Annotated in this window: 12 protein-coding genes; 6 read left to right on the top strand and 6 right to left on the bottom strand. The window is 49.0% G+C overall.

The features are described from left to right. From IQ256_RS26835 to IQ256_RS26825, 3 genes are all read right to left on the bottom strand, one after another. The coding region (locus tag IQ256_RS26835) for a carotenoid oxygenase family protein (protein ID WP_370623559.1) at nt 1-396 on the bottom strand (396 nt) is incomplete at its 3' end. A gap of 292 nt (nt 397-688) precedes the next feature. After that, the gene (locus IQ256_RS26830; protein WP_193858761.1) at nt 689-1,141 is read right to left on the bottom strand and encodes a TspO/MBR family protein; all 453 of its coding nucleotides are present in this window, start codon (nt 1,139-1,141) and stop codon (nt 689-691) included. Between the two features lie 60 nt (nt 1,142-1,201). After that, entirely contained in the window at nt 1,202-2,008 is an 807-nt protein-coding gene (locus IQ256_RS26825; protein ID WP_193858760.1) for a glucose 1-dehydrogenase, read from the bottom strand. A gap of 265 nt (nt 2,009-2,273) precedes the next feature. On the opposite strand from IQ256_RS26825, the gene IQ256_RS26820 reads away from it, so the two are divergent. The 3 genes from IQ256_RS26820 to groL all read left to right on the top strand — a co-directional run bounded on the left by IQ256_RS26820 (nt 2,274) and on the right by groL (nt 5,107). Next, the gene (locus IQ256_RS26820; protein WP_193858759.1) at nt 2,274-2,513 is read left to right on the top strand and encodes a DUF6335 family protein; all 240 of its coding nucleotides are present in this window, start codon (nt 2,274-2,276) and stop codon (nt 2,511-2,513) included. 60 nt (nt 2,514-2,573) lie between these two features. Next, entirely contained in the window at nt 2,574-3,119 is a 546-nt protein-coding gene (locus IQ256_RS26815) for a rhodanese-like domain-containing protein (protein WP_193858758.1), read from the top strand. A gap of 317 nt (nt 3,120-3,436) precedes the next feature. After that, entirely contained in the window at nt 3,437-5,107 is a 1,671-nt protein-coding gene (gene groL, locus IQ256_RS26810) for a chaperonin GroEL (protein WP_193858757.1), read from the top strand. A 136-nt stretch (nt 5,108-5,243) separates the two neighbouring features. Here the strand turns inward: groL and IQ256_RS26805 are convergent, their stop codons facing one another. Both IQ256_RS26805 and IQ256_RS26800 read right to left on the bottom strand, forming a co-directional pair. Continuing rightward, nucleotides 5,244-6,023, bottom strand: coding sequence for a bifunctional diguanylate cyclase/phosphodiesterase (locus IQ256_RS26805; protein ID WP_193858756.1), 780 nt, complete (start codon nt 6,021-6,023; stop codon nt 5,244-5,246). After that, the gene (locus IQ256_RS26800; protein ID WP_193858755.1) at nt 6,016-7,719 is read right to left on the bottom strand and encodes a diguanylate cyclase domain-containing protein; all 1,704 of its coding nucleotides are present in this window, start codon (nt 7,717-7,719) and stop codon (nt 6,016-6,018) included. Before IQ256_RS26800 ends, IQ256_RS26805 begins: the two co-directional genes overlap by 8 nt. Before the next feature lie 324 nt (nt 7,720-8,043). Between IQ256_RS26800 and IQ256_RS26795 the strand changes: the two genes are divergently transcribed. From IQ256_RS26795 to IQ256_RS26785, 3 genes are all read left to right on the top strand, one after another. After that, nucleotides 8,044-8,517 carry a hypothetical protein gene (locus IQ256_RS26795; RefSeq protein ID WP_193858754.1) on the top strand — a complete coding sequence of 158 codons (474 nt, stop codon included), beginning with the start codon at nt 8,044-8,046 and terminating at the stop codon, nt 8,515-8,517. 43 nt (nt 8,518-8,560) lie between these two features. Then, nucleotides 8,561-9,511, top strand: a complete 951-nt coding sequence (locus IQ256_RS26790; RefSeq protein WP_193858753.1) for a mechanosensitive ion channel family protein — start codon at nt 8,561-8,563, stop codon at nt 9,509-9,511. 152 nt (nt 9,512-9,663) lie between these two features. Next, on the top strand, nt 9,664-10,518 hold the full coding sequence (locus IQ256_RS26785) for a hypothetical protein (protein ID WP_193858752.1): 855 nt from the start codon (nt 9,664-9,666) through the stop codon (nt 10,516-10,518). A 10-nt stretch (nt 10,519-10,528) separates the two neighbouring features. Here IQ256_RS26785 and IQ256_RS26780 read toward each other — a convergent pair. Then, nucleotides 10,529-10,884 (bottom strand): SDR family NAD(P)-dependent oxidoreductase (locus IQ256_RS26780; RefSeq protein ID WP_193858751.1); only part of this gene is annotated, 356 nt, incomplete at its 5' end.

Below are 10,884 nucleotides of genomic sequence, written 5' to 3'. Positions count from 1 at the left end.
GAACTGAAATGTGTCGGCGGCGTCTTCAAGCTTGTACTCGGCGGTGCTGATAAAGCGAGAAGTAAAATACGCTTTGCCTTCTAGGGTAAAGGTGATCTTGGCTAGATAGCCATCGCCGTCTAGATAGTGAGATACCCTTTGCTGACCGCGCTCGAATCGACTAGGGCCATTGCGAAACAGAGTCGACCCTTTGAGTTCATCTGGAATCTCGCCCTCTATAGTCGTAATTTCATAGTCAAACTCTTGGGGCTGAGATCGAAAGGCGGCGATCCACGCAGCTTGCTGAATATCCTTAAGCACCTCACCTTCGCCCTGCTTTCCCCAGGCAATGCTGCTAGGCGGCAGCGGTGCCTGTAGGAGGCTAGACGGCTGAGAGGATGGAGGCACTGAAGACACACGGAGACCAATAGGGCTTTCTATGCCTTAGCATAGGGGATTATCTATCGTTTAGCTGTGTACCAATTTGCAAATGTGCATTCGAGGAATGCACATTTGCAAAAGAAGACTACGCCTACGAAGCGGAGCGCGAGTCGCTTATCCTGGCGTCACATCTGCCTTTACACCTGGCTTCATACCAAGCTTTCAGCCAACGAGCTATCTCTTAGCCACCTGTCTCTTATCCGACTGACTAACGCTCTGATGCTTAAGAATTAACGTCTAAGAATTCGAGTGTCTAAGATTCAAGCGCCTAAGAATTCAGCTTCTTCATCTCCCAGGTAGTAAACGTGCCAATCGGGCTCCATAACAGATAAGGAATCAACAAAGCCGCTGCCCAGACAGATACCTGTAGAACTGCGATCGCCAACACCAGCCCGACGACAAACCCAGTACCGCCGATCCAGCTTGCTGCCAATAAACTATGTGACCACAGCAAAACCGGCGTAAAGGACACGGTGACCACCTCAAGGACGATATAAGCCACCATCCAACGCCAGGACTGTGTCTGTTCCCAAACGATATAGGCAGACCAGCCACCGCAGACAAAAACAGTTGTCCAAATCACCGGGATCAACTTTTCAAACGTTAGCCACTGCGGTCGCTCTAGCCGCCGAAACCACTTCGCATCCTTCGGTCTGATGATATTAGACAGTAGTGCGATCGCCAGTCCCACACCCGCAATCACCATCCAAGATTTCAGCATGATCGCATCCTCTTCATCCCTTCATAGATCCAGCCGTCCATCCATCATTCATCGTTTCCTTCACCCCGTCCAAGGCGTGCGAAAAGAAGGAAACAGCGTCAGTCCACCATCTACAAACAGCGTCTGCCCGGTGATATAGGCAGCATCATCAGACGCTAAAAAAGCCGCTACTGCTGCCATTTCCTGCGATGTACCCGAACGTCCCATCGGAATATTACTTTCAATTTCCGCTTTTTTCTTAGGATCGTCTTTCCATGGATTGATCGGCGTCAGCGTTGCTCCTGGCGCAAATGAGTTGATCCGAATGTTGTCGCGGGCATATTCCAAAGCCAGCGTGCGGGTCATCGCCTGCATGCCCGACTTACTCATGGTATAGCCTACGTATCTGGGCCGAGGAATTAGCTCATGGACACTAGAGTCATTGACAATAATGCCACCTCCGTTTTGAAGGAAATGTGCGATCGCCTTTTGCGAACACATAAACGCCCCCTTCATATTGATATCGATCATCTTGTCAAACTTGGCAATCTCAATCTCATGAGAAGGCGCTTGAATCTGCATACCAGCATTGTTGATCAAGATATCCAAACCGCCAAAGGTCTCAATCACTTGCTCGAACATGGCAGCAACGTCTGCTTCTTTGGATATATCCGCCTGCACCTTCATATCCTTTAGCGTGCCAGCTTCAATGCCTGCTGCGGTGCTGGCCGCTCGCATCTGTTCAAGGGTAGTATCGGCTTCCTCCTTGCCTTTGTAGTAGTTCACTGCGACATTCGCACCCTCCTGAGCAAATCGAACTGCGATCGCCTGACCAATACCACTACTTCCTCCTGTCACCAGGACATTCTTACCCTTCAATCCCTGCATGCTTCTCCTTATTAATAGAGTCGAACTAGATCTCGTTGAAAGCCAAAGCCAATTGAAAGCTACATATAGCACGCGCTGGTAACAACTAGGTTAACCGTTTCACAGAGCAGCCAGTAGGGGCCAGTGTGGTGAACGCAGACAGGCTTCTGACTCCTATTGATGAATGTCTACTTAAAGAAAGAGACTGTTTCCCACTATCTGTAGAGACATCTAGCGTAATAAAAATTTATGATTAAAAGCGAATGTAATAAAGGTTTTAGCCATTATGGAAAACACCGACTCTCTTCCAAAGCAAGCTGCCGTAGATGGCAAAAGCGCTTTCGCGGGTAATTCTTCTTCGACTCAAGACGAAGGCCCAAAGCATCTAGGTATTGACCAGATGGGTGAGAGTGCTGGACTAGACATTCATCCCGAAGAGCCACTAGCGACTAAAGAAAAGCTAGACGCCCGCGATCAAAAGAGATTTGACCTAGATTCAGCCGACGCTGAAACAACAACTCTCTAAAGTTTGCGCTGCTCTCACAATCACATACTTTTATCAAACCAAACGAGGACAACAAACACGATGGCAGATAATGCAGTCGACAAAACTATTGAAAAAGCACAAGACGATACGTCTACAGTCCTAGAAAAGGCTAAGCAGGCAGAAGGCCAGGTTTTAGATGCTGTCGATACAGCCCAAGAAAACATTGGCAAAGCAACGCCTGTAACCACAAAAGCCGAGTACGACACGGTGGCTACGCCTTCTGATGTCAAATCTAGACTAGATTGGGGCGAGCCAGCGCTGACTATCATTGACATACGCGATCGCGAAGCTTTTAACAATGAACGGATTATGGGCGCAGTTTCTATGCCCACAGACGTTTTAGTCGAGCGCGTCAAGCAGTCAATGACCCCAGAGCGCGATATCTTTGTCTACGGCGAATCCGATAAAGACACCTCTGCTGCGGCCATTCAGCTACAAGAAGCCGGGTTCCAAAAGGTCAGCGTGATCAAAGGTGGCCTGCCTGCCTGGAAAGCAATCAATGGCGCAGTAGAAGGACGCGGCCAAGCGCCAGGACTTCTAGAGAAAGGCGGAGCTAGTTTAACTGGTCAAAATGCGACCCCTTAATTAGTTAACCTGACGATTCAAATCTCCGCATGAGTTATTAATGCTCACACATCATTAATACTGCGGCGGTCCCTAGTACTTTTTTAGTACTAGGGACTTTTTCGTATCTTATAAAACTGGTGCTGCTGATCAAAACCAATTACAGTAGTCATCCCCCAGCTAGATTGAACGAAGCTTCAACGAAAAATATCTAGAGAAAGGATCGGTTATTGCGACTTTTACTCGCCAACGGCGACCGATACATTAGCAAAGTAGATTAGCACTCTGAGCTAACGAGTGCTAAATTCTGGAATGCAGGAACTCGTAACAATCGGCATATGGCGAAATTAGTATTATTCGATGAGAAGTCGCGCCAAGCGCTTGAGCGCGGCGTCAATGCCTTAGCAGACGCGGTCAAAATCACCATGGGTCCAAAGGGCCGTAACGTGGTGCTAGAAAAGAAGTTTGGTGCCCCTCAAATCGTCAACGACGGTATCACCATTGCTAAGGAAATTGAGCTAGAAGACCCCTACGAAAACACAGGTGCTCGCTTAGTTCAAGAGGTGGCTTCTAAAACTAAAGACCTAGCAGGTGATGGTACGACTACCGCTACCGTACTTGCTCAAGCGCTGATTCGCGAAGGTCTAAAGAATGTAGCCGCTGGCGCTAACCCAGTCAGCTTGCGTCGCGGCATTGAAAAGGCAGTTGCCCATCTCGTTTCTGAAATCGCGGCTGTTGCTAAACCCGTGGCCGGTAACGACATTGCTCAGGTAGCAGCCGTTTCTTCTGGCAACGATGAAATGGTCGGTGATATGATCGCTCAGGCGATGGATAAAGTCACCAAAGATGGTGTTATCACCGTAGAAGAGTCTAAGTCTCTAGAGACTGAGCTCGATGTCGTCGAGGGGATGCAGATCGATCGGGGCTACATGTCTCCTTACTTTGTTACCGATCAAGAGCGCATGGTGGTTGAGCTCGAAAACGCTCGGGTCTTGATTGTCGACAAGAAAATTAGCTCAATTCAAGACTTAGTGCCCGTACTAGAGCAGGTCAGCCGTACCGGACAGCCGCTGCTAGTGATTGCTGAAGACGTAGAAGGTGAAGCCCTAGCTACCTTAGTGGTCAACAAAGCGCGGGGCGTTCTCAACGTAGCTTCTATTAAGTCTCCTGGCTTTGGTGAGCGTCGTAAGGCGCTGCTAGCCGACATTGCTGCGCTTACAGGCGGTCAGGTGATTTCTGAAGAGGTAGGCCTGTCGCTCGAAGCAGCCACTGTAGACATGCTAGGCACCGCGTCTAAGGTCACTATCACTAAAGATACAACCACTTTAGTTTCAGAAAATGGCAACAAAGACGACATCGCTAAGCGTGTAGAGCAAATTCGTAAGGAACTGTCGCTGACAGATTCTGACTACGACAAAGAGAAACTAGCCGAGCGCCTGGCAAAACTAGCCGGTGGTGTTGCTGTGATTAAAGTAGGTGCAGCTACCGAAACCGAACTAAAAGACCGTAAGCTGCGAATCGAAGATGCTCTTAGTGCAACCAAAGCAGCCGTTGAAGAAGGCATTGTCCCTGGCGGCGGCGCTACCCTGTTACATCTAGCTCAAAAGCTAAGTGACATGAAGTCATCTGTTTCAGATGAAGAGAAAACAGGCGTGGATATTGTTATCCGAGCGCTAGAAGCACCGCTACGTCAGATTGCCGACAACTCAGGCGCAGAAGGTTCTGTGGTCGTTGAGAAAGTCAAAGCTATGGACGCTAACTTTGGCTATAACGCTCTTACCGGTGAGTACGAAGACTTGCTGAGTAGCGGCATCATCGATCCTGCAAAAGTTGTTCGCTCTGCCCTGCAAGATGCAGCCTCTGTCGCTGGTATGGTTCTAACGACTGAAGTGCTTGTGGTCGAAAAGCCTGAACCCGAACCCGCAATGCCCGGTGGTGACATGGGTGGCATGGGCGGCATGGGCGGCATGGGTGGCATGGGTGGCATGGGCGGCATGGGCATGATGTAGTCAGCCTTTGATTAAGCTCTGTCGGTACTGATTAATTGGGCCAGTATCACCGATACAGTCAAGCTTTTATAGGAAGGGGTAGCGTAATTGCTATCCCTTTTTCTATGAAATGTTGCAAGCTCCTGAGCATCTGGTATTACAGCGACAGTAGGCTCGTTGGGTAGCTGTTTCCTGCAGCGCTCTCAACGATGAGTTCAGCCGCTAGAGGTGGGGCTAGTGCTTTAGAAAAGAGAAATCCTTGGCCTTCATCGCAGCCTAGTTTTTTGAGACTTGATAGCTGGTAGGGTGCTTCAATACCTTCCGCGTTGATACTCATACCCAAGCCGTGACCTAGTTCAATAATTGCCTTGATAATTTCAGTATTTCCACTAACTGCCTGCATTTGGTGAATAAAAGATCGATCGATTTTTAGGACATCAACCTTAAACTCTCTTAGACGAGCTAGAGAAGAATAGCCTGTTCCAAAGTCATCAATTGCTAGCTGAACGCCAAGCTGGCTCAGCTCTTTTAACCGAGCTTTAGCAGTTGCCAAATTGTTGATAAGTACGCTTTCAGTGATTTCTAGACGTAGACAGCTAGCTGCTAGATCGGTCTCTTCTAAAACACGCTTAACTAGGCTAACGATATCCGGCTGCAATAGCTGCTTTCCAGAAAAGTTGACAGCTACTCTAAGCGGCGTTCTATGAGAATGAAAGGCATTTTGCCAAGACTTAAGCTGCCAGCAGGCCGTTTTGAGTACCCACACCCCTAGCGGAATGATCAGACCTGTATCTTCTGCGATGGGGATAAAGTCTGATGGAGAAATACGCCCTCGGGTGGGGTGATCCCATCGAACGAGCGCCTCGAATCCGTTAAGACAACCGCTATGAAAACAGAAGTGAGGCTGATATTCGATTACGAACGGAGGGTTAGCCATTAGCGACTATTGACTCATTATCTATCTGTAAGACGGCCTGACTTAGATCCCGCTCTAGCTGCGATCGCTCAACTAATGCCTCATACATTCGTTGATTGAATACCATATATCGCCCTCTACCTGCCGCCTTAGCTTCGTATAGTGCAATATCAGCATTGCGTAGCAAATTGTCAGCACCTTCATAGATAGGATCGCTAAACGCAACGCCCATACTGACGGTTGTAGGTAGTCTGTAGCCATCTATCTCATAGACCTCAGCTAGACAGTCACAGAGAAACCCAGCTAAGACTTCTATTGCTTTACGGTCTACCGTCTGCTGGTTTGTTCGTTCAAATCTTACTTGGCCAGACGCCCGATTAGATATCCCCCCGGGGGGTAGCGGCGGTGTAATTAGTACAACAAATTCATCGCCACTAAAACGACAGGCGAAAAACGTTTCAGGGTCGAGCTGCTTAGATAAACAGTGCTCAATCCTACTAGCAATAGAAGCCAGTAGGCGATCGCCCACTAGGTGTCCTAGGCTATCATTAACGTCTTTAAATCGATCGACATCAATGAAAAAGAGGACCAGCTCATCTGCAGACCGATTGCTTGGCTTTTCTACAACCTTGGCAAGCTGCTGGCGGAAGAAAAAGCGGCTGTACAGCCCTGTTAGACCGTCATGAGTTGCCTGATATTTCAGCTCTTTTTCTAGCTGCTGACGACGATCTATCTCCATTTGATAGTCAGTGACATAGGCTCCTAGCAAAGCGCCGACAGTGGTGACTGTAAGCAGTCCAAACTGAATAGCTAAGACATCATTGCCGCTCTCTCCACCATTCTCGGCAAATATGACCGCAGAGACATTCAAAATCAGAAGGCAAACCGTTGTCCGTTCAAACCCGTAGCTGATGGCAGTCCAAATTACCGGAATGAAAACTACGTAAGAAAATTCGGTTGCATTTCCTCGCAGACCCCCATAGGCAAGCCAGGCAAACAAAACCGTTCCACCCACTAGGGCGACTCGCCCGGTAGGATCTTGACGAAGCCATCCTGTTAGGTTCAAAGCAGGTGGCTCTTCTTGCAGAGTCAGCTGCTGCTGTGACCATGGAAAGATTCGCAGGAACAACAGGCAAGGCGGCGCTACCATCATGATTCCGTTCGCTTCACCGGCCCAATCATGCATCCATTTTTGAAACCAATCTGAGCCGACTGGCGCTGCTATTGCTGTTTGGCTCAGCAGGCTTATCCCACTAATAAGCAGCGCTGTGCCTAGGAAAACGGCTGCAAACCACAGCATATCTTTCAAAGAACGCAGGCAGGGATCAATTTTTTGAGAACGCAGTAGAAAGTAAGCCGCACCGCTATAGCCTAAGCAGATGCAAAGTGCCGAAAGTGCCTCAAAGAGGTAGTAAGTTTGCGCCTCACCTTGCCAGACAACATCTTCTAAAAAAGGAACAAAGAATATAGCGGGTGCATAGCGAAAGCCAAAGCCGAACAACAATACGATGTGTAGCCCAGAAGCAGGGTCCCAAGGCTGAATATTGAGGGCTGAGCGGTATTGGTCAGCAAAGGCTTCTAGCAGCAGCCCCAGTCCAATATAAATAGTCAAAAGTAGGATAGTTCGCACTAGCCAAGGCTGCTGTTGAAGCCATCTCCAGCTAACCTGAAGCCACTGCTGTTCGGCAGCATTAGAATAGTCCAAACCTCGGCTCATTAAAACTGCCTGCGAGTTTTTCTAGTTATATTGTTGCTCTTTGTATCGTGGTTTCAGCCGCCATACGCACTTTTGTTCTAATGGCCACCGTTGGCCAAGCCAAGTACGCCTATCACCGTATTACACCCGAGTGTGACTGCTAGCGACATCATACTCAAGAGCACTTTTGATAGAACCATATACACATGTGGGCAAATTGACTTTTTGATAAGTTCTTTTGTACTATTTCTTTTATGCGATGGCGATCTACACTCAGTTGGCCATCTCTAGAAACTGTGGCCATGGTCGCCTATAGCGCTAAGTGTATAGCTAGCTGCATCTTCTATGAATGAGCTGACAGGACAAATATTGGATATGGCCCAGACTGGAGTTTATCGTGAGTCGCTGTTTGAAACGTTCCGGCCAATAGCAACCAAAAAGCAGATCAGCGCGGCGATCGCACTGGCTAAGCAATTCGGTCTGCGCTCCGATCCAGCCCTACGGGATACAGAGCTAGGCACTTATTATCAGGTCGATATCGATAAAGTCGAATCTTTTCAGACGACTCTTCAAAATGCAACCAAATCAGGTATCGTGCTACGCGCTGGCGATGATATGGCTCAGCGGCTACAGACGGCTACGCAGACCGTGCAGCTAATGCTGGTAGTTTCTAAAATGAGTGCGATCGCGCTGATCTTGATTGGCAGCGGCTACCTGGTTACCGGCAAGTCAGAGTTAGCTGCGGTATGGTGGACGAGTGCGCTGTGCGTAGGCGGCATCTGGCTATGGCAAAGGGCAGTGGCCAAGCCGCTACTGTAGGGCTATATTTCCTATCACTATCGAACCGCCTCAAACTGCATTTATGGCTCTACTGGCACAGGTTACTGATTCCTTGGGTCCGCTGGCTAATCCAGATCTGCGTAACAATTTGATTGCGTCAGTGGTGGGGTTGGTCGCCGTCAGTGTGCTACGAATAGGCGCAAATCGACTGATCGACCAGCAGATTAAAGACGTACGACAGCGCTATGCATGGCGCAAGTGGACGGGCTATCTATGCTACGGCCTCTATACGTTTGCGGTAGTTATGCTTTGGCTACCGAGTATTGCTGGACTATCGACTTTCTTGGGTTTGTTCGCGGCGGGCCTCGCCGTTGTACTGCGAGATCCGTTGGTGAACCTAGTGGGCTGGCTGTTTATCCTGTGGCGACAGCCGCTGCAGATGGGCGATCGCATTCAGATAGGCACTCATGCTGGCGATGTCATCGATATCTCTATCTTTCAGTTCACCCTGATGGAGATAGGCAACTGGGTAGAAACAGATCAAAGTACAGGGCGAATTATTCATATTCCTAACAGCCAAATTTTTCAAGAGCCGATTGCGAACTATTCGCAAGGATTTAAATACATCTGGCACGAGATTCCAGTTTTGATCACGTTTGAGAGCGATTGGGAAGCAGCTAAATCTATTCTCTTTATCCAGCTTAGCCAGCACGCCGAACACCTTGGCCAATCTGCCGAGGAGCATCTACGCAGAGCAGGGCGAAAGTACATGATTTCTTACTCTAAGCTGACGCCAACGGTCTATACCACGGTCAGAGAGAGCGGTATCCTGCTAACTTTGCGCTATCTATGCGACCCTCGGCGGCGGCGTGGATCAGAGCAAGTGCTATGGGAGAATATTCTGCGCGAATTCGCCAAGAATGACAGTATCTCCCTCGCCTATCCTACTCAGCGATTCTATATGACCTCTGTTAATAAAGAAGGCCCGCTACTGCCACGCCATGTCGACGGAGAAATGTCTTCTAAGGATTGACACAGCGGATGAATCAATCATAACTAGCCAATAGGATTCATAGCTGAGCATGCGATAATGCTCTGATGCGGCGTCTTATTTTCAGGCGCTAAGTTCCTGAATCACTAGGCTAGATGGCTAGTCCTAGGCTGTTGATATTCCACCAAGAAGATATGAAGACCATACGATTGAGTCGGTGGCTAGTAGGCATTGCGATCGCATCTACTTTGAGCCTAGCTTGCTCAAATAGACTTCGCAGCTATACCCAGATTACGCTAGCCCCTCCAGCGAGCACCAACCTCGACCTAGAGACGATAGAGAAAGCCGAAGCCGTCTTAAAAGAACGGCTAACGAGTTTAGGGGTTGAGGCTGCTGAGATCATATCTGAAGAGGATACCTCTACTCTGATTGTCAGGCTGCCAGCCGAGGTTGACGCTGAGGCGATCGCCGATGTATTCGCTAATACTGGCCAGCTATCGCTGCGGCTTCAAAAGCCAGAGACTGAAGCAGAACTCGCTGAGAATATCGAAGCGCTGCAGCGACTTTTGGTCGAACAAGACACGCTAAAGCAAACTGATAATCTAGCTGAGGCAAACGCGCTACAGCCACAAATCGATCAAACTAGAGCCAAAATCGTCGAACTCTACGAGCCTAGTGAACTAACAGGTGACTTGGTCTCTGACGCACAGGCTGTTTTGATGAGCGGCTTTAACACTTGGGAAATTACTGTCTGGTTCAACGAGGAAGGTGCTGAAAGATTTGCCGAGAAAACTAAAGCGATCGCAGGCACTGGCCGTACTATCGGCATCTTTCTCGACAACGTTCTATTGAGTACGCCGATTGTAGGGGTTGACTACGCCAAAACCGGCATCCTCGGCGGCCAAGCAGTTATCTCTGGTAACTTTACCGCCGAGGCTGCAAAAGCGTTAGAAGCTCAGCTAAAAAGTGGCGCACTACCTATTGAGCTAGAGCCTGTAGATATTGCAGTCGTTCCTCCGGTTGAAGAGCCTATATCGTCAGATGAGTAGGAAAAGTAAGCTAGGTTGAGATAGTAGAAACAGAGCCGCCATCTACTCGCCAGTTGGAGCCAACGACGTAGCTCGCCTGGTTCGAGCAGAGAAAGGCGATCACTGCGGCGACTTCTTCGACTTTGCCGCGTCTGCCTACTTCAATGCCGGGGCGGTTCTCAGCTAGGAAGCTTTTTACGGCTTCTTCCATGCTGACACCGCGCTCTTCAGAACGCGATCGCATCATGGCATTTGTCATCGCCGTCTCGACAAAGGCAGGCGATACCATGTTCGTCAGCACGCCATCTTTGGCATAGGCCTTCGACAGATTCTTGGTGAGATTTAGCGTTCCGGCCTTGCAGGCGCAGTACGGCATATCTTCTATGT

The sequence above is a fragment of the cf. Phormidesmis sp. LEGE 11477 genome, assembly GCF_015207105.1.
In the GTDB taxonomy this organism is placed as follows: Bacteria; Cyanobacteriota; Cyanobacteriia; order Phormidesmidales; family Phormidesmidaceae; genus Phormidesmis.
Note: the sequence above shows the minus strand (reverse complement) of the source record. Positions and strands in the feature narration are given on the sequence as shown.

Bases quoted from the DNA above. Each gene is read 5' to 3' on its own strand.
- IQ256_RS26830 (WP_193858761.1), bottom strand. From the start codon at position 1,141: ATGCTGAAATCTTGGATGGTGATTGCGGGTGTGGGACTGGCGATCGCA.
- IQ256_RS26825 (WP_193858760.1), bottom strand. From the start codon at position 2,008: ATGCAGGGATTGAAGGGTAAGAATGTCCTGGTGACAGGAGGAAGTAGT.
- IQ256_RS26820 (WP_193858759.1), top strand. From the start codon at position 2,274: ATGGAAAACACCGACTCTCTTCCAAAGCAAGCTGCCGTAGATGGCAAA.
- IQ256_RS26815 (WP_193858758.1), top strand. From the start codon at position 2,574: ATGGCAGATAATGCAGTCGACAAAACTATTGAAAAAGCACAAGACGAT.
- groL (WP_193858757.1), top strand. From the start codon at position 3,437: ATGGCGAAATTAGTATTATTCGATGAGAAGTCGCGCCAAGCGCTTGAG.
- IQ256_RS26805 (WP_193858756.1), bottom strand. From the start codon at position 6,023: ATGGCTAACCCTCCGTTCGTAATCGAATATCAGCCTCACTTCTGTTTT.
- IQ256_RS26800 (WP_193858755.1), bottom strand. From the start codon at position 7,719: ATGAGCCGAGGTTTGGACTATTCTAATGCTGCCGAACAGCAGTGGCTT.
- IQ256_RS26795 (WP_193858754.1), top strand. From the start codon at position 8,044: ATGAATGAGCTGACAGGACAAATATTGGATATGGCCCAGACTGGAGTT.
- IQ256_RS26790 (WP_193858753.1), top strand. From the start codon at position 8,561: ATGGCTCTACTGGCACAGGTTACTGATTCCTTGGGTCCGCTGGCTAAT.
- IQ256_RS26785 (WP_193858752.1), top strand. From the start codon at position 9,664: ATGAAGACCATACGATTGAGTCGGTGGCTAGTAGGCATTGCGATCGCA.